General features: G+C 68.1%; 15 protein-coding genes, 1 pseudogene and 1 riboswitch. Of the genes and pseudogenes, 9 read left to right on the top strand and 7 right to left on the bottom strand.

What is annotated here, in order from left to right; translation table 11 throughout:
• Window positions 1-4: 4 nt before the first annotated feature.
• From A5673_RS16190 to A5673_RS16175, 4 genes are read left to right on the top strand one after another with little or no spacing between them, the layout of a single operon-like run.
• Window positions 5-1234 carry a D-alanyl-D-alanine carboxypeptidase family protein gene (locus A5673_RS16190; RefSeq protein ID WP_068234257.1) on the top strand — a complete coding sequence of 410 codons (1230 nt, stop codon included), beginning with the start codon at window positions 5-7 and terminating at the stop codon, window positions 1232-1234.
• Window positions 1231-2589 (top strand): sugar porter family MFS transporter, encoded by a 1359-nt coding sequence (locus A5673_RS16185; protein ID WP_068234255.1) that lies wholly within the window; start codon window positions 1231-1233, stop codon window positions 2587-2589. Before A5673_RS16190 ends, A5673_RS16185 begins: the two co-directional genes overlap by 4 nt.
• A complete protein-coding gene (gene nagA, locus A5673_RS16180) occupies window positions 2580-3716 on the top strand; it encodes an N-acetylglucosamine-6-phosphate deacetylase (protein ID WP_068234252.1) in 1137 nt (378 codons plus the stop codon). Before A5673_RS16185 ends, nagA begins: the two co-directional genes overlap by 10 nt.
• A gap of 50 nt (window positions 3717-3766) precedes the next feature.
• A complete protein-coding gene (locus A5673_RS16175; protein ID WP_068234249.1) occupies window positions 3767-4135 on the top strand; it encodes a DoxX family protein in 369 nt (122 codons plus the stop codon).
• Between the two features lie 8 nt (window positions 4136-4143).
• Here the strand turns inward: A5673_RS16175 and yhjD are convergent, their stop codons facing one another.
• Window positions 4144-5172 carry an inner membrane protein YhjD gene (gene yhjD, locus A5673_RS16170; protein ID WP_068234246.1) on the bottom strand — a complete coding sequence of 343 codons (1029 nt, stop codon included), beginning with the start codon at window positions 5170-5172 and terminating at the stop codon, window positions 4144-4146.
• 7 nt (window positions 5173-5179) lie between these two features.
• On the bottom strand, window positions 5180-6199 hold the full coding sequence (gene trpS, locus A5673_RS16165; protein ID WP_068234243.1) for a tryptophan--tRNA ligase: 1020 nt from the start codon (window positions 6197-6199) through the stop codon (window positions 5180-5182).
• An 85-nt stretch (window positions 6200-6284) separates the two neighbouring features.
• On the opposite strand from trpS, the gene A5673_RS16160 reads away from it, so the two are divergent.
• Window positions 6285-7127: an alpha/beta fold hydrolase gene (locus A5673_RS16160; RefSeq protein ID WP_082958778.1), complete on the top strand. Its 843-nt coding sequence runs from the start codon at window positions 6285-6287 to the stop codon at window positions 7125-7127.
• Here A5673_RS16160 and A5673_RS16155 read toward each other — a convergent pair.
• Both A5673_RS16155 and A5673_RS16150 read right to left on the bottom strand, forming a co-directional pair.
• Window positions 7116-8345 carry an NADP-dependent isocitrate dehydrogenase gene (locus A5673_RS16155; protein ID WP_068234241.1) on the bottom strand — a complete coding sequence of 410 codons (1230 nt, stop codon included), beginning with the start codon at window positions 8343-8345 and terminating at the stop codon, window positions 7116-7118. The two genes, A5673_RS16160 and A5673_RS16155, sit on opposite strands and share 12 nt — an antisense overlap.
• 28 nt (window positions 8346-8373) lie before the next feature.
• A complete protein-coding gene (locus tag A5673_RS16150; protein WP_068234239.1) occupies window positions 8374-10611 on the bottom strand; it encodes an NADP-dependent isocitrate dehydrogenase in 2238 nt (745 codons plus the stop codon).
• A 171-nt stretch (window positions 10612-10782) separates the two neighbouring features.
• A riboswitch (SAM riboswitch) is annotated at window positions 10783-10900 on the top strand.
• A gap of 145 nt (window positions 10901-11045) precedes the next feature.
• Between A5673_RS16150 and A5673_RS16145 the strand changes: the two genes are divergently transcribed.
• The 4 genes from A5673_RS16145 to A5673_RS16130 all read left to right on the top strand — a co-directional run bounded on the left by A5673_RS16145 (window position 11046) and on the right by A5673_RS16130 (window position 15117).
• Entirely contained in the window at window positions 11046-12434 is a 1389-nt protein-coding gene (locus A5673_RS16145) for a bifunctional o-acetylhomoserine/o-acetylserine sulfhydrylase (protein WP_068234237.1), read from the top strand.
• 11 nt (window positions 12435-12445) lie between these two features.
• Entirely contained in the window at window positions 12446-13585 is a 1140-nt protein-coding gene (locus tag A5673_RS16140) for a homoserine O-acetyltransferase (protein ID WP_068234234.1), read from the top strand.
• Window positions 13582-14316 (top strand): class I SAM-dependent methyltransferase, encoded by a 735-nt coding sequence (locus A5673_RS16135; protein ID WP_068234231.1) that lies wholly within the window; start codon window positions 13582-13584, stop codon window positions 14314-14316. Before A5673_RS16140 ends, A5673_RS16135 begins: the two co-directional genes overlap by 4 nt.
• Window positions 14317-14379: 63 nt before the next feature.
• Window positions 14380-15117 carry an alpha/beta fold hydrolase gene (locus A5673_RS16130; protein ID WP_068234228.1) on the top strand — a complete coding sequence of 246 codons (738 nt, stop codon included), beginning with the start codon at window positions 14380-14382 and terminating at the stop codon, window positions 15115-15117.
• Here A5673_RS16130 and A5673_RS16125 read toward each other — a convergent pair.
• From A5673_RS16125 to A5673_RS29580, 3 genes and pseudogenes are all read right to left on the bottom strand, one after another.
• Window positions 15114-15965, bottom strand: a complete 852-nt coding sequence (locus A5673_RS16125; RefSeq protein ID WP_068234225.1) for an SDR family oxidoreductase — start codon at window positions 15963-15965, stop codon at window positions 15114-15116. The two genes, A5673_RS16130 and A5673_RS16125, sit on opposite strands and share 4 nt — an antisense overlap.
• Window positions 15962-17209, bottom strand: a complete 1248-nt coding sequence (locus A5673_RS16120; RefSeq protein ID WP_082958776.1) for a PE-PPE domain-containing protein — start codon at window positions 17207-17209, stop codon at window positions 15962-15964. Before A5673_RS16120 ends, A5673_RS16125 begins: the two co-directional genes overlap by 4 nt.
• Window positions 17210-17294: 85 nt before the next feature.
• Window positions 17295-17494: pseudogene (locus A5673_RS29580) on the bottom strand (hypothetical protein); the annotation flags it as partial.

Here is a 17494-nt window from a genome sequence, read left to right as displayed (position 1 = left end):
CACAATGAACTTCCTACGCCCCGCGTCTTGCCTGGCAGCGGTCGTTTTTCTGGCCGCCGCGCCGGTGGCACCGGCGCTCGCCGAACCGCCCCCGCAGCCCAACGCCGGTCCCGGGAACTGCCCGTACCAGGTGAACACCCCGCCCGCGGTGGATTCCTCGGAGGTTCCGGCCGCCGGCGACCCGCCGATGCCGCTGGCGGTGCCGCCCAAACCGGTCGGCGGCGAGGCGCTGAGCAGCTGCGGCATCGTCGCGGCGCCGGATACCGCCCCGCTGCCCGGCGACGTGTCCGCCGACGCGTGGCTGGTCGCCGACCTGGACAGCGGCGCCGTCATCGCCGCCAAGGACCCGCACGGGCGCCACCGCCCGGCCAGCATCATCAAGGTGCTGGTCGCGATGGCATCCATCAACGCGCTGCCCCTCAACAAATCCGTCCAGGGCACCGCCGACGACGCGGCGGCCGAGGGCACCAAGGTCGGCGTCGCCGACGGCGGCGTCTTCACCGTCAACCAGTTGCTGCACGGCCTCTTGATGCACTCCGGCAACGACGCCGCCCACGCGCTGGCCATGCAACTCGGCGGCATGCAGCAGGCGCTGGACAAGATCAACGTGCTGGCCGCCAAGCTCGGCGGCCGCGACACCCGGGTGGCGACCCCGTCCGGCCTGGACGGGCCGGGCATGAGCACCTCGGCCTACGACATCGGCCTGTTCTACCGCTACGCCTGGCAGAACCCGACCTTCGCGGACATCGTCGCGACGCGGACCTTCGACTTCCCCGGCCACGGCGATCACCCCGGCTACGAGCTGGAGAACGACAACCAGTTGCTCTACAAGTATCCCGGCGCGATGGGCGGCAAGACCGGCTACACCGACGACGCCGGCCAGACCTTCGTGGGCGCGGCCAACCACGACGGACGACGGCTGATGGCGGTGCTGCTGCACGGGACGCGGCAGCCGATCGCGCCGTGGGAACAGGCGGCGCACCTATTGGACTATGGGTTTTCCACGCCGCGCGGCACCCAGGTGGGCACGCTGATCGAGCCGGATCCCTCGGTGCTGCCGGCCCGCCCCGACGCCGCCGCGGACCGGCCGGGCGCCGGCGCCCAGGCCGCCGGGTTCATGCCGGCGGCGGACGCGCTGCCGGTGCGGGTGGGCGTCGCGGTGATCGGAACGATCATCGTGTTTAGTTTGATCATGGTCGCTCGCTCGATGAACCGCCGACCGCAGCACCGATGACGTCGCGGCCCGCCGTCTCGCGGCGGGGCCTGCGGGTTGGGCTCACCGCCGCCAGCGTCGGCGTCATCTACGGGTACGACCTGTCGATCATCGCCGCGGCGCAGCTGTTCGTCACCGAGGACTTCGGCCTGTCCACCCGCCAGCAGGAACTGCTGACGACGATGGTGGTGCTCGGCCAGATCGCCGGGGCGCTCGGCGCCGGCGTCCTCGCCAACGCCATCGGGCGCAAGAAGTCGATGGTGCTGATCGCCGTCGGCTACGCGGTGTTCGCGCTGCTGGCGGCGCTCTCGGTGTCGCTGCCGATGCTGCTGGCGGCGCGCTTTCTGCTCGGCCTGACGATCGGCGTGACGGTGGTGGTCGTCCCGGTGTACGTGGCGGAGTCGTCCCCGGCGGCGGTGCGCGGCTCGCTGCTGACGGCCTATCAACTGGCGATCGTCAGCGCGCTGATCCTCGGCTACCTGACCGGTTACCTGTTGGCCGGCACCCACAGCTGGCGGTGGATGCTGGGCCTGGCGGCGGTGCCCGCAATCCTGCTGCTGCCCTTGCTGATTCGGATGCCCGACACGGCGCGGTGGTACCTGCTGAAGGGCCGGGTCGACGACGCCCGGCGGGCCCTGGTGCGCATCGAGCCGGACGCGCAGGTCGACGAGGAGCTCGCGGAGATCGGCCGCGCCCTGAGCGAAGGGAGCGGCGGCGTCTCGGAGATGCTGCGGGCGCCGTACCTGCGGGCCACCGGCTTCGTCGTCACGCTCGGTTTCCTGATCCAGATCACCGGCATCAACGCGATCATCTACTACAGCCCGCGGATCTTCGAAGCCATGGGCTTCACCGGCAACTTCGCGCTGCTGGGGTTGCCGGCGCTGGTTCAGGTCGCCGGCCTGGCGGCCGTGTTCACCGCGTTGCTCCTCGTCGACAGGGTGGGCCGGCGCCCGATCCTGTTGTGCGGCATCGTCATGATGGTGATCGCCGACGTCGTGCTGCTCGCCGTGTTCAGCCGGAACCATCTGGGCGGCGCGGGGCTGGCTTTCGGCTTCGCCGGCATCCTGTTGTTCATCATCGGCTACACCATGGGTTTCGGCTCGCTGGGCTGGGTGTACGCCAGTGAGAGTTTCCCGTCGCGGCTGCGGTCCCTCGGGTCGAGCGCGATGCTGACGTCCAACCTGGTGGGCAACGCGATCGTCGCCGCCGTGTTCCTGACGATGCTGCATTCCCTCGGCGGCGCGGGGACTTTCGCGGTGTTCGCGGGTCTCGCCGTTCTCGCGTTCGGCTTCGTCTACCGGTTCGCCCCCGAGACCAAGGGGCGCCCGCTCGAGGAGATCAGCCACTTCTGGGAAAACGGCGGCCGATGGGATTGATTGCGGCGGGCACCATGGTCCTCGACGGCAGGGTCTGCCGCCCCGGGTGGCTGGAGGTCTCCGACGGGCGGATCGCCGGCTGCGGGGGCGGCCCGCCGCCGCGCCCGGCCGACGAAGACTTTCCGGATTGCGTTGTGGTTCCGGGCTTTATCGACATGCACGTGCACGGCGGGGGCGGGGCGTCCTACACCGACCCCGACGGCGTCGGCGCCGCCGCCGACTTCCACCTGCGGCACGGCACCACCACGACGCTGGCCAGCCTGGTCACCGCCGCCCCCGCGGAGTTGCTCGCCGGCGTGCGCGCGCTCGCCGAGGCCACCCGGCGCGGCACGATCGCGGGCATCCACCTGGAGGGGCCGTGGCTGAGCCGGGCCCGGTGCGGCGCCCACGACCGGGCCCTGATGCGCGACCCGGACGCGAAAGAGATCGACGCCCTGCTCGCCGCCGGCGGCGGCGCGATCCGGATGGTGACGCTGGCGCCCGAATTGCCGGGCGCCGAGGACGCGATCCGCCGGTTCCTTGACGCGGGCGTCGTTGTCGCCGTGGGGCATACCGACGCGACCTACGAGCAGACGAAACGGGCCATCGCCGCGGGCGTCACGGTCGGCACCCATCTGTTCAACGCGATGCCGCCGCTGCACCACCGCGAGCCGGGGCCCGCGCTCGCCTTGCTGCGGGACGCGGCGGTGACCGTCGAGCTCATCGCCGACGGCGTGCACGTGCACCCCGAGGTGGTGCGGGCGGTGATCGCCGCCGCGGGTCCCGACCGGGTCGCCCTGGTGACCGACGCGATCGCCGCGGCCGGCTGCGCCAACGGGGTGTTTCGGCTCGGCGCGGTGCCCGTCGACGTCGCCTCCGGGGTGGCGCGGGTGCGTGGCACGTCGACGATCGCCGGCAGCACCGCCACGATGGACGGCATCTTCCGCCGCGTGGCCTCGGACGTCGCAGACGTGGGGGACGCGGGGCTTGAGGCCGCGGCGCGGATGACGGCGGCGGCGCCCGCGCGGGCGCTGGGGCTGCGGCGTGTCGGTGCGCTGCGGGCGGGCTACGAAGCCAATCTTGTTGTGCTGGATGGCGCTTTGGAAGTGACCGCCGTCGCGGTGCGCGGCGAGTGGCGTCACATCTAGGGCGGCCGTCCCGTCATACCTCTGAGTCCCCATCAACTCAGGAGGTCATGATGAACGCATTGCTCTGGATCCTGCAGGCGGCGCTCGCCGCGGTCTTCACCGCGTCGGGCCTGGCGAAGATCAGCCAACCCAAAGACCGGCTCATCGCGAGCGGCCAAACCGGCGTCGCGCCGTTCCCGGTGCCGGTGATCCGCGTCACCGCGCTGTGCGAATTGCTGGGCGCCGTAGGCATTCTGCTGCCGGGCCTGCTGGGCGTCGCCCCGTATCTCACCCCGCTCGCGGCCGCCGGTTTCGCGGTCGTCATGGTCGGCGCCATCGCCTCGCACGCCTACCTGCGCGAACCCCGCAATGTCGCGCTGACCGCGTTGATCTTCGTCGCGGCCGTCACGGTGGCCGTCGGCAGGGCGCACGGGCTGTGAGCGCGCGACTACCGAAGCCGGCGGGTCAGCCGGGAAAACGCCAGCGCCGCAGCGGCTCCCACGCCCACCGCGGTCAGCGTCTGACGGGTGGACAGCCCCTCGTCCACGTGCACCCGCGGGGCGATGATCGCCGGCGGCGGGGGATCGACGGGCTTGGCGCGCGGATCCGTCGACGCGGTGGCCGCCCAGGCGGCGCAGAACAGCACCAAGTAGGCGGTGATGTAGGAGAACACCATGAGTCCCAGCACCGGCCCGAAGGTGGCACCCGCCGGGCTGCGAAGCACCACCTTCAGATAGATCGAGGCCACCTGTTTGAACAGCTCGAAGCCGACGGCAGCCAACAGCCCGGCCCGCACCGAATCGCGCAGGTTCACCTTCTCGCGCGGCAAGCGGGCGATCAGCCAGATGAACAGCAGCCAAGACACCAGGACCGAGAACACGATCGAGATCACCTGAAACAACCAGTCGAACACCGACAGCTCTGGTATACCAAGCCAATTCAGCGCCGCGGACATCGGAGCCTCCTGGCCGAGGGTGGTCAGCGCGACGGTGGCCACCGTCACGGCGAACGTGCCAAACATCGCCAGCAGGTCCGAAAGCTTGTTGCGCACAAAGCCCGGCGAATCGATGCGCCGCTCCCACCACATCTCGGTCACCGCCGCCCGCAGGTGCGATATCCACCCCAACCCCGCCCAGGCCGCGGTGGCCAGGCCGATGACACCCACCGAGGTCCGCGCGTCGATCGCCGAGTTCATCAGGTCCACCAGCTGCTGCGACAAGGCGCCCGACACCGAGGACCGGATGTGGGCATCGATCGTGTCCAGCAGCTCCCGCCGGCGCGACAGCACGAACCCGAACGCCGCGAAACCGACCATGAGCAATGGGAATAGCGCAAAGATCGTGTAGTAGGACAGGCCGGCCGCGTAGAAGCCGCCGTTGCGTTCGTCGAAGCGTCCGTAGGCGCGCATGACGTGGTCGAACCATCCGAACCGGGCCCGCAACCGATCCAGGACCCCGGGCGTGGCCGGCTCGCTCATCTGAAACCTATCCCCGTTGCGGAAGGAACCCTAACCGATCGTAAACCCGCCGAACGGTTTTCCCGGCCACCTCCTCGGCGCGCTGCGCCCCGGCCGCGAGCACCGACTCCAATTCGGCGCGGTCGGACAGCAATTCGTCGACGCGCGCCTTGATCGGGCCGGCGAACTCGACGACGGCCTCCGCGGTGTCCTTCTTCAGGTCGCCGTAGCCGCGCCCGGCGTAGCCGTCGACGAGCTTGTCGATGCCGACCCCGGTGACCGCCGAGAAGATGGTGAGCAGGTTCGACACCCCCGGCTTGGCCTCGGTGTCGTACCGGATCTCGCGCTCGCTGTCGGTCACGGCCGAGCGAATCTTCTTGGCGGACAACGCCGGGTCGTCGAGCAGGTTGATCAGCCCGGCGTCGGTGGAAGCCGACTTGCTCATCTTCGCCGTCGGCAGTTGCAGGTCATAGATCTTGGCGGTGGCCTTGGGGATGAGCACGTCGGGAACCACGAAGGTGTCCGGGAAGCGGCCGTTGAACCGTTGCGCGATGTCGCGGGCCAGCTCGAGGTGCTGGCGCTGATCCTCACCGACCGGCACCAGATCTGAGTCGTAGGCCAGCACGTCGGCCGCCTGCAACACCGGGTAGGTGAACAGTCCGACGGTGGTCGCGTCGCTGCCCTGGCGCGCCGACTTGTCCTTGAACTGCGTCATCCGCGACGCTTGCCCGAAGCCGGTGAAGCACCCGAGCACCCACGCCAGCTGGGTGTGGGCCGGCACGTGGCTCTGCACGAAGACGGTGCTGCGCTGGGGGTCGATGCCCAGCGCCAGGTACTGCGCGGCGGTGACCAGGGTCCGTCGCCGCAGCGCGTCGGGGTCCTGCGGGATGGTGATGGCATGCAGGTCGACGACGCAGAAGAACGAGTCGTGGTCGTCCTGCAGCGCGACCCACTGGGTGACGGCGCCCAGCGCGTTACCCAGATGAAGCGAGTCGGAAGTGGGCTGCACGCCGGAGAAAATCCGGCGGGATCCGGTAGCGGTGCTCATGATCCCCCGATCTTTTCACGCAGAAATCCAGGCCGGTTGCGGTACCGCCGGTACCGCCTTTAATGTCGGCTGTATGGGGAGCAGCATGGGGAATCGTCCGCCGATCCATCTCGGCTCCGGGGAACCAATCCTGCTGCTGCACCCGTTCCTGCTGTCCCAGGCGGTATGGGACGACGTGGCGCGGCAGCTGGCCGACACCGGCCGCTACGAGGTCTTCGCCCCGACGATGGCCGGCCACAACGGCGGCCCCAAGGCCGGGACCTGGTTCCTGTCGTCCGAGGTGCTCGCCGACCACGTCGAGCGCCAGATGGACGAACTGGGCTGGAAGACCGCCCACATCGTCGGCAACTCGCTGGGCGGCTGGGTGGCCTTCGAGCTGGAGCGGCGCGGCCGGGCGCGCAGCGTCACCGGCATCGCCCCGGCCGGCGGCTGGACGCGCTGGACCCCGGCGAAGTTCGAGGTGATCTTCAAGTTCATCCTGGGCATCCCGCTGCTGCTGGCCGCCTGGGCGTTCGGGCCGCGCGTGCTGCGCCTGCCGTTCAGCCGGCAGTTGGCCACCTACGCGATCAGCGCCAAACCCGACGGCGTCAGCGAGCGCCAGCTGTCGTCCATCATCGACGACGTCAGGCACTGCCCGGCCTACTTCCAGCTGCTGGTCAAGGCCACGCTGCTGCACGGCCTGCGGGAGGTCGCCCAGAACGCCGTCCCGGCCCACCTGGTGATCTGCGAGAAAGACCGGATCCTGCCCGCGCCCAGGTTCAGCCGGCACTTCACCAACCACCTGCCCAAGGACAGCCACCAGGTCACCCGGCTCGACGGCGTCGGACACGTCCCGATGTTCGAGGCGCCCGAGCGCATCACCCGGGTGATCACCGACTTCATCGAGGACTGCTGCCCCACCCCGGGCCGGGAGGAATCAACCGGCTAGCGCCTTCTCCAGGTTCTCGGCTATCGAGTTGAGGAATTCCTCGCTTTGCTGCCACTCCTGGTCGGGGCCGATGAGGATGGCGAGGTCCTTGGTCATCTTGCCGCCCTCGACGGTGCCGATGACGACCTCCTCCAGCTTCTGGGCGAACTCGATCACCTCGGGGGTGTCGTCCAGCTTGCCGCGGTGCGCCAACCCCCGGGTCCAGGCGAAGATCGACGCGATCGGGTTCGTCGAGGTCGGCTTGCCCGCCTGGTACTGCCGGAAGTGGCGCGTGACGGTCCCGTGCGCCGCCTCGGCCTCGACCGTCTTGCCGTCGGCCGTCATCAGCACCGACGTCATCAACCCCAGCGAGCCGTAGCCCTGCGCGACGGTGTCGGACTGCACGTCACCGTCGTAGTTCTTGCAGGCCCAGACGTAGCCCCCCTCCCACTTCAGGCAGGCCGCCACCATGTCGTCGATGAGCCGGTGCTCGTAGGTCAGCCCCTCGGCTTCGAACTGCTCCTTGAATTCCTCGTCGTAGATGCGCTGGAACTCGTCTTTGAACATCCCGTCGTAGGCCTTGAGGATGGTGTTCTTGGTGGACAGGTACACCGGCCACTTGGCGTTGAGGCCGTAGGCGAACGAGGCGCGCGCGAAGTCGCGGATGGAGTCCTTGAAGTTGTACATCCCCATCACCACGCCGCCGTCCTCGGGGATGGACACCACCTCGTGCACCATCGGCTCGCTGCCGTCGGCGGGCTTGAAGGTCAGCGTGACGGTGCCCGGCTTGTCGACCTTGAAGTTCGTCGCCCGGTACTGGTCACCGAAGGCGTGGCGGCCGATGACGATCGGCTTGGTCCAGCCCGGAACCAGGCGCGGCACGTTGGAAATCACGATCGGCTCGCGGAAGATGGTGCCGCCCAAGATGTTCCGGATCGTCCCGTTGGGCGACAGCCACATCTTCTTCAGGTTGAATTCGTGGACGCGCGCCTCGTCGGGGGTGATGGTCGCGCACTTGACGCCCACGCCGTGCTTCTTGATCGCATAGGCCGCGTCGATCGTCACCTGGTCGTCGGTGCGATCGCGATGCTCGATGCCCAGGTCGTAGTACTCCAGGTTGATGTCGAGGTGGGGCAGGATCAGCATGTCCTTGATGAGCTTCCAGATGACGCGGGTCATCTCGTCGCCGTCAAGCTCGACTACCGGGCCCCTGACCTTGATCTTGGATTCGCCTGTCATGTCGAGCTCGACTTTCCTCTCGCGGCCCTCAACCTTGCGAAGCTGCCAGCGCTTCGTTGAACGTTTTGCTCGGCCGCATCACTGCAGTCGTCTTCTCGGTGTCGGGGCGATAGTAGCCGCCGATATCGGCCTCCTCGCCCTGCGCCTCCGCGAGTTCGGCCACGATGGCCTCCTCGTTGCGGCCCAGCTCCTCGGCCAGCGCGGCGAAGTGTTCGCGCAACTCTTCGTCGTCGGATTGCGCGGCCAATTGCTCGGCCCAGTACAGCGCCAGGTAGAACTGGCTGCCGCGGTTGTCGAGTTCGCCGGTCCGGCGCGACGGACTCTTGTTGTTCTCCAACAGCTTGCCGATCGCCGCGTCCAGCGTCTTACCCAGGATCTTGGCGCGCTCATTGTCGGTCTTGATGCCGATGTCTTCGAAACACGCTCCCAGAGCGAGGAATTCACCGAGGGAATCCCAGCGCAGATGATTTTCCTCGACGAGTTGGTGGACGTGCTTGGGTGCCGAACCGCCCGCTCCGGTTTCGTACATTCCGCCGCCGGACATCAGCGGCACGATGGACAGCATCTTGGCGCTGGTGCCGAGCTCCAGGATCGGGAACAGGTCGGTGAGGTAGTCGCGCAGGATGTTTCCGGTCGCGGCGATGGTGTCCTGCCCGCGCATCGCGCGCTCCAGCGTGTACCGCATGGCCCACACCTGCGGCATGATGTTGATATCCAGGCCCTCGGTGTCGTGTTCCTTCAGGTACGCCTTGACCTTCTTGCGCAGCTCGACCTCGTGCGGCCGTTCGGTGTCCAGCCAGAACACCACGGTCATGCCCGAGTTGCGGGCCCGGGTGACGGCCAGCTTGACCCAGTCGCGGATCGCTTCGTCCGTGACGACGGGCATGCGCCAGATGTCGCCTTCTTCGACGTTCTGGGTGAGCAGGACTTCGCCGGTGTCGAGGTCGACGATGTCGGCGACGCCGTCCTCGGGGATCTCGAACGTCTTGTCGTGCGAGCCGTACTCCTCGGCCTGCTGCGCCATCAGGCCGACGTTGGGAACCGTGCCCATCGTGCGCGGATCGAACTGCCCGTGGGTCTTACAGAAGTTGATGATCTCCTGATAGATGCGGGAGAACGTGGACTCCGGGTTGACGGCCTTGGTGTCCTTCTGCCGCCCGTCGGCGCCCCACATCTTGCCGCCCGCGCGGATCATCGCCGGCATGGACGCGTCCACGATCACGTCGCTGGGCGAATGGAAGTTGGTGATGCCCTTGGCCGAATCGACCATGGCCAGCTCGGGTCGGTGCTCGTGGCAGGCGTGCAGGTCGCGGATGATCTCCTCGTGCAGCGACGCGGGCAGCGACTCGATCTTGTTGTAGAGATCGACCAGCCCGTTGTTGACGTCGACGCCGAGCTCGTCGAACAGCTCCTGGTGCTTGGCGAAGGCGTCCTTGTAGAACACCTTGACGGCGTGCCCGAAGACGATGGGGTGCGACACCTTCATCATGGTCGCCTTGACGTGCAGTGAGAACATCACGCCGGTCTCGTAGGCGTCCTGCATCTGCTCCTCGTAGAACTCGACGAGGGCCTTTTTGCTCATGAACATGGAATCGATGACGTCGCCGTCGCGCAGTTCGACCTCCGGCTTCAGCTCGAGGGTCTGCCCGCTCTTGGTTTTCAGCACCATCTTGACGTTGCGCGCGCGGTCCAGCGTCATCGACTTCTCGCCGTGGTAGAAGTCGCCGTGCCGCATGGTCGCGACGTGCGTGCGCGACGCCGGCGACCAGTCGGCCATGGAGTGCGGGTGCTTGCGGGCGTACTCCTTGACGGCCTTCGGCGCGCGCCGGTCCGAATTGCCCTGCCGCAGTACCGGGTTGACGGCGCTGCCGAGGCATTTGGCGTAGCGCGCACGGATTTGCTTGTCCTCGTCCGTCTTCGGAGTCTGCGGAAAGTCCGGGATCTGGTATCCCTTGCCCTGCAGCTCCTTGATGGCGGCGATCAGCTGGGGAACCGAGGCGCTGATGTTCGGCAGCTTGATGATGTTGGTGTCGGGCAGCTCCGTGAGCCGGCCCAGTTCGGCCAGGTCGTCGGGCACCCGCTGCTCGTCGGTGAGCTGATCGGGGAACTCGGCCAGGATCCGGGCGGCCAGTGAGATGTCACGCGCTTCGATCTTGATGCCCGCCGGCTCGGCGAAGGCCCGCAGGATCGGCAGGAACGCGTAAGTCGCCAGCAGCGGCGCTTCGTCGGTCAGCGTGTAGATGACGGTCGGCTGTTCGGCGCACACGGTCCATCTCCCGGCGTCGTTGTCAGATGAGGCTAGAGCGTTCTGGTTGCCACGTTATCAAGGGTGTTTGGACACCCGTCGTCCTGCAGGCCAGCGCGCTGAACTGCGGGATCGACGGCGGACGGATCATCCATTGGCATCGACTCGCCGCTATGAGATAGGCTTCACATCGGTCATGAGCGCCAGCGCTAAGCCCCGGCTTGCTGGCCGGCAACCCTCCAACCGCGGTGGGGTGCCCCGGGTGAAAGACCAGGTCTAGTAGCCACAGGCTGCGCGGCAAGCGCGGGTCCGCCATACCGGACCCCTGACTAGAGGGGAAACGTGATGTGCATCCATCAAGCTCATTCGCGTCGCTTTGTCTGCCGTCGGTAATTCGACCGCGCATTTCCCGATACGAAGAATTCATGCCCTTCTGAGAAGAAAGCACACCGCACGTGAGCTCCCAAAACAACGAAACCAGTCCCGAGGCCGATCCCACCGCGCATCCGTCGTCCGAAGCGTGGTCGTTCGAGACGAAGCAGGTTCACGCGGGTCAGAGTCCCGACCCCGCAACCCACGCCCGCGCCCTGCCGATCTACCAGACCACCTCCTACGTCTTCGACGACACCGCGCACGCCGCCGCCCTGTTCGGGCTCGAGGTCCCGGGCAACATCTACACCCGGATCGGCAACCCGACCACCGACGTCGTCGAGCAGCGCATCGCCGCGCTCGAGGGTGGGGTGGCCGCGCTGTTCCTGTCCTCCGGGCAGGCCGCTGAGACATTCGCCATATTGAACCTCGCAAGTGCCGGAGATCACATCGTCTCCAGCCCGCGGCTCTACGGCGGGACGTACAACCTGTTCCACTACTCGCTGCCCAAGCTCGGCATCGACGTCAGCTTCGTCGAGGACCCCGACGACCTCGATTCGTGGCAGGCGGCGGTGCGGCCGAACACCAAGGCGTTCTTCGGCGAGACCATCTCCAACCCGCAGATCGACATCCTGGACATCCCGGGGGTCGCCGGGGTCGCCCATGGCAACGGCGTCCCGCTGATCGTCGACAACACCATCGCGACTCCCTACCTGATCCAGCCGTTCGCCCACGGCGCCGACATCGTCGTGCACTCGGCCACCAAGTACCTGGGCGGCCACGGCTCCGCGATCGCCGGCGTCATCGTCGACGGCGGCACCTTCGACTGGACGCAGGGCCGGTTCCCGGGATTCACCACGCCCGACCCCAGCTACCACGGCGTGGTGTTCGCCGAGCTGGGACCGCCGGCGTACGCGCTCAAGGCCCGCGTGCAGTTGCTGCGCGACCTGGGGTCGGCCGCCGCGCCGTTCAACGCGTTCCTGGTGGCCCAGGGCCTGGAGACACTCAGCCTGCGCGTCGAGCGGCACGTCGCCAACGCGCAGCGGGTCGCCGAATTCCTGGCCGGCCACGAGGGCGTGCTGTCCGTGAACTACGCCGGGCTGCCCGGCTCGCCGTGGTACGAGCGCGGAAAGAAGCTGGCCCCCAAGGGAACCGGGGCTGTGCTGGCGTTCGAGCTGGCCGGTGGCGTCGAGGCCGGCAAGGCGTTCGTGAACGCGCTGCAGCTGCACAGCCACGTCGCCAACATCGGCGACGTGCGCTCCCTGGTGATCCACCCGGCGTCGACGACCCACGCCCAGCTTTCGGCCGAGGAGCAGCTGGCCACCGGCGTCACCCCCGGCCTGGTGCGGCTGGCCGTCGGCATCGAGGGCATCGACGACATCCTGGCCGACCTGGAGCTCGGCTTCGCGGCGGCCCGGAAGTTCGGCGCTGCGGCGGATGGGGCGGCCGACCCGCAGGCCGTGGCGGCGTTCTGAGGGGCCCGGACATGACGATCTCCGACGTTCCGACGCAGACGCTGCCCGCCGAGGGCGAAGTCGGGTATGTCCACATCGGCTCGCTGAGGACCGAAAGCGGCGCGGTGATCGACGACGTCTGCATCGCCGTCCAGCGCTGGGGCGAGCTGTCGCCCACCCGCGACAACGTGGTGGTGGTGCTGCACGCGCTGACCGGCGACTCGCACATCACCGGGCCCGCCGGCGCCGGGCATCCCACGCCCGGCTGGTGGGACGGCGTGGCCGGCCCGGGGGCGCCGATCGACACCAACCGCTGGTGCGCCGTGGCCACCAACGTGCTCGGCGGTTGCCGGGGATCCACCGGCCCCAGCTCGCTCGCCCGGGACGGAAAGCCCTGGGGCTCACGGTTTCCGTTGATCTCCGTGCGCGACCAGGTGCGGGCCGACGTCGCCGCGCTGGGCGCGCTCGGCATCGACCGGGTGGCCGCAGTGGTCGGCGGATCCATGGGCGGCGCAAGGGCTTTGGAGTGGATTGTCAGCTACCCCGACCGGGTGCGGGCCGGCCTGCTGCTCGCCGTCGGCGCCCGCGCCACCGCCGACCAGATCGGCACCCAGGCCACGCAGATCGCCGCGATCAAGGCCGACCCGAACTGGCAGGGCGGCGACTACCACGGCACGGGACGCAATCCCGATGCCGGGCTGACGATCGCCCGCCGCTTCGCGCACCTGACCTACCGCGGCGAGGTGGAGCTCGACACCCGGTTCGCCAACGACGCCCAGGGCGACGAGGACCCGGGGACCGGCGGCCGCTACGCCGTGCAGAGCTACCTGGAGCACCAGGGCGACAAGCTGTTGTCCCGCTTCGACGCCGGGAGTTACGTCATCCTGACCGAGGCGCTCAGCAGCCACGACGTGGGCCGCGGGCGCGGCGGGGTGGACCGTGCCCTGCGCGCGTGCCCGGTGCCCGTGGTGGTCGGCGGCATCACCTCCGACCGGCTCTACCCGCTGCGCCTGCAGGAGGAGCTCGCCGAGCTGCTGCCCGGCTGCACCGAGCTGCACGTCGTCGACTCCGTCTGCGGGCACGACGGCTTCCTGGTGGAATCCGAGGCCGTCGGCGAATTGATCCGCAAGACACTGACTTTGGCGGACTCGGCTGATCGGGGTCGGCGGTGACCCGCTCCAGACAGGACCGCTCGCTCTCGTTTGGCCCGGCGGCGGCCGCCTACGAGCGTGGCCGGCCCTCCTATCCGCCGGAGGCGATCGACTGGCTGCTGCCGCACGGCGCACGCCAGGTGCTCGACCTCGGGGCGGGCACCGGCAAGCTCACCACCCGCCTGGTGGAACGCGGCCTGGACGTGGTGGCCGTCGACCCGATTCCCGACATGCTGGAGGTGCTGCGCTCCTCGCTGCCGGAGACCCGCGCACTGCTCGGCACGGCGGAGGAAATTCCGTTGGAGGACAACAGCGTTGACGCGGTGCTGGTCGCGCAGGCGTGGCACTGGGTGGATCCCGAGCGTGCCATTCCGGAGGTGGCCCGAGTGCTGCGGCCGGGCGGGCGGCTCGGCCTGGTGTGGAACGCCCGCGACGAACGGCTGGGGTGGGTACGCGAATTGGGCGAGATCATCGGCTCCGACGGCGACCGGGGACGCTTCGACGTGACGCTGTCGGAGTCGTTCACCCAGCCCGAGCGCCACCAGGTCGAGTGGACGAATTACGTGACGCCGCAGGCCCTGATCGACCTGGTCGCGTCCCGCAGCTACTGCATCACGTCGCCGACCGAGGTCCGCACCCAAACGCTGGACCAGGTGCGCGAGTTGCTGGCCACCCATCCGGCGCTGGCGAATTCGAACGGCCTCGCGTTGCCGTACGTCACCGTCTGCATCCGGGCGGCGCTGGCCGGGTAGTGCGTCTTTGGGCCTCGCGCTCTAGGATTTGGGTCCTGGGGGCCGTGCCCAAGGAGGCCCGCGATGGCGCTACCGACTCTGGTGCTCGTGCATGGCGGCGGCCTCGCCGCGGATTCTTGGGAGCTCACTGTCGACGAAATCCATCGGCAGGAGCCCACCCTGAGCGTGGTCGCGCTTGACATCCCGGGACGCCGGAACAAGCCGGGAGATCTGAAGCGACTGACTATCGCCGACTTTGTCGACTCTCTCGTCCGCGATATCGAGAGTGCCGGGTTGGAGGACATCGTCATCGTTGGTCATTCGATCGGGGGAATGACACTGCCAGGAGTGGCCACCAAGCTGGGATCGGCGCGTGTGCGCGAAATCATCTTCGCCGCCGCCTTCCTGCCGCCCGAAGGCTCGTCCATCGCGGACAGCTTGCCGTGGTTTCTCGCGGGGGTCGCCCGGCGCTTCGTGAAGAGTGGCGTGCCGCGCGAAACACCAAGGTTGCTAGCGCGATTCGGGTACGTGAACGGCGTTCCTTCGCATCGCCGGCAATTCATGACCGGCAGGCTTTACCCGGAATCACTTCACATTCTCACGGAGAAAGTGTCTTGGCTGGGAATGGCCGACGACATTCCGCGCACCTGGATTCTGACCCGGCGCGATCGCGCCATCGCGCCGAGGTTGCAGCGCAAAACTATCGAAGCGCTTGGAGGAGTGCAGACGCTCGTCGAGGTCGATACTTGTCACTGCCTGATGGTTAGCGAGCCGGAACTACTGGCCAAGCTCCTCGTTGAGCGTTGCCGGCTGCATGCCTAGGACGGCGTCACTGGCAGCCCGTCGGGGCCCCGCCCCTCGTAGAGCATCGGCAGGTAGGCCGCGAGGAAGCCCTCAATGTCCCGGCCGTGGTTCACCACCCATTCCTCGTTCTCCGGGTGCGTGAGGATCAGAAAACGTTCCTGCTGGATAGCTGCGACGACCCGCTCGGCGGCGGCTTCGGGCTGGATCGGGCGTAACAGGTGGGGCGGGAAGTTGACCCACCGCGGGTCGTCGATCCCGATCATGCGGGCGGTCTCGCCGATGTTGGTTGTCACCAACTCCGGGCACAGGACCGAAACCCCAACGCCTTTGGGCCGCAGGTAGAGATACAGGCCCTCGGTGATCCCGACCACGGCGTGCTTGGCGCCGATGTATGGGATGTTGTCGTAGCCGTGGGCGTACAGGCCCGCGATGGACGCCGTGTTGACGATCCAGCCGTGGCCCTGTTCGAGCAGGATGGGCACGAATGCGCGGATGCCCCGCACGACGCCGAACACGTTGATGTCGAACAGCCGTTGCCAGTCCTGCATCGGGACGCGTTCGGGCGGGCCGAGCAGCGCCACGCCGGCATTGTTCATGACGACGTCCACTCTGCCGAATTCCGAGAGCACCCCTTGCGCCAAGGCGTCGACGTCGGCGTCGGAGGTGACGTCGCAGCGGACCGCCAATGCCCGCCGCCCGAGTTCGCCGATGGCCGCGACCGTCTCGTCCATCCGCAGCTGGTGAATGTCGGCGACCACCACATCGGCACCGGCCCGCGCCAGGGCAAGCGCCGTGGCCCTGCCGATGCCGGAAGCACCACCGGTGATGACCGCGACCGCGCCGGAAAGTTCCATCGTTCGCGTCACCAGCTCGGCCAGGGGGGCAAGCCTTGCAGTGCCCCCTGGGAGAAGTACGGCCCGGCGTTCGGTGTCAGGGACGAATAGCCGTCGTCGACGATCGGATGCAGAAAAGCGTTGAGGTCGTTGACGATTGGCTGCGGGACGCCGAGCTGCTGAAGCGGGAACAACATCGGCAGCGTCGGTGACGGGACCATGTCGGTGGTGATCGTGCCGCCCAAGGAGGTGGTCACACTGGAGACCTGCACGGCGTCCGACATCGAGGCCAGTGACGTGGTGTTGTGGTTGTAGATCCCGGCGGCCAGCGAGTTCACCCAAGCCGGGATATTCCAGGGCCGGTCGGGCGGATTGCCGAAGAAGTCGTACTGGCCGAACACCACGCTGACGTCGTACTGGGTGTTCGGCACGCCGTGGACCGTGTAGTCGACGAGAGGCACGGTAAACCCGTCCGGCAGGTAGGTGTGGAACAAGCCGGTCTCGGGGCCGTTGAACATCGCGAACTGCAGGGCACTATGCGGCGGCGCGGTCGGGTCGGCCGCCAGGTAAGCCAATTCGCGGTTGACGACGAGGGTTCCCTCCGACAGCGCGGCGATGCGCACGGGTAGACCGTTGCCGTTGGTGAACGCGTTCATGATCTGGTCGTTGAGCGCTTGCTGGCCCATGGCGACGGCCTGGTTGACGCCGGGGGCGGCCAGGCTGCCGCTGATGAGGCCGATGCTGGCCGGGTAGTTAACCACTTGGGGGGTGGTGCCGGGGAACCAGTTCTGGCCGATGGCGTGGTTCAGCAGGTCGTATCCCTGCAGGATCGACACGGAGATCGGCCCCGGGATGCTGCCCGCATACACCAACTGCCCCAGGTAGGGCAGGTTGGTGATGAAGTTCGGGTAGTAAAGCGGCCCCGCGCCCGGAACCGTGATCCGCGTTCCCGCGGCCGCTCCCGGGATCGGCTGGCCCGTCAGCAGCGTCTGGGCCGTCGCCGCCTCGGTGGCCAGGTACGTGTTCGCGTTCTCCGCCAGGGTGAGCACGAATCTCTCCTGCAATTGCGCCACTTGGGCGGTGGCCGCCTGGAATTCCACGGCGTGGGCGCCGAACAACCCGGCGATGCGTTGCGACACCTCGTCGGCGCCCGCGGCCAATAGCGACGTGGTGGAGTCCGCGGCCGCCGCGTTCGCCGCGTTGACCGCGGACCCTATCCGGGCCAAATCCTCAGCAGCGCTCGACAACAACGCAGGCGTTGCGAGGACATACGACACTGGCGCCTCTTTGCGGAGTGAATACGGTGGCTGTGAGGGTACTCGCAGCCGGGACCCTTGGCGCGGCTTTCCCCGGGGCCCGTGCCTATGACGCCTCTTCCTCGTCGTCATTGTCGGGGTGGAGGAGTTTTTCGGGGTGGTGGTAGGTGTTGGTTCGCGGTTGGCCGTAGTCCAAGTGCGGCGGCGGTATCCATTCGGTTTCGCCTTTGGCGTTGGTGCGGGTGGTCCAGCCTTGTTCGGCGAGTCGGTTGTCGGGGCCGCAGGCCAGGGTGAGGTCGTCGATGT

This window comes from Mycobacterium sp. E3198 (assembly GCF_001667015.1).
Lineage (GTDB): Bacteria > Actinomycetota > Actinomycetes > Mycobacteriales > Mycobacteriaceae > Mycobacterium.
This window is presented reverse-complemented; position numbering and strand designations above follow the sequence as displayed.

Bases quoted from the DNA above. Each gene is read 5' to 3' on its own strand.
- A5673_RS16190 (WP_068234257.1), top strand. From the start codon at position 5: ATGAACTTCCTACGCCCCGCGTCTTGCCTGGCAGCGGTCGTTTTTCTG.
- A5673_RS16185 (WP_068234255.1), top strand. From the start codon at position 1,231: ATGACGTCGCGGCCCGCCGTCTCGCGGCGGGGCCTGCGGGTTGGGCTC.
- nagA (WP_068234252.1), top strand. From the start codon at position 2,580: ATGGGATTGATTGCGGCGGGCACCATGGTCCTCGACGGCAGGGTCTGC.
- A5673_RS16175 (WP_068234249.1), top strand. From the start codon at position 3,767: ATGAACGCATTGCTCTGGATCCTGCAGGCGGCGCTCGCCGCGGTCTTC.
- yhjD (WP_068234246.1), bottom strand. From the start codon at position 5,172: ATGAGCGAGCCGGCCACGCCCGGGGTCCTGGATCGGTTGCGGGCCCGG.
- trpS (WP_068234243.1), bottom strand. From the start codon at position 6,199: ATGAGCACCGCTACCGGATCCCGCCGGATTTTCTCCGGCGTGCAGCCC.
- A5673_RS16160 (WP_082958778.1), top strand. From the start codon at position 6,285: ATGGGGAATCGTCCGCCGATCCATCTCGGCTCCGGGGAACCAATCCTG.
- A5673_RS16155 (WP_068234241.1), bottom strand. From the start codon at position 8,345: ATGACAGGCGAATCCAAGATCAAGGTCAGGGGCCCGGTAGTCGAGCTT.
- A5673_RS16140 (WP_068234234.1), top strand. From the start codon at position 12,446: ATGACGATCTCCGACGTTCCGACGCAGACGCTGCCCGCCGAGGGCGAA.
- A5673_RS16130 (WP_068234228.1), top strand. From the start codon at position 14,380: ATGGCGCTACCGACTCTGGTGCTCGTGCATGGCGGCGGCCTCGCCGCG.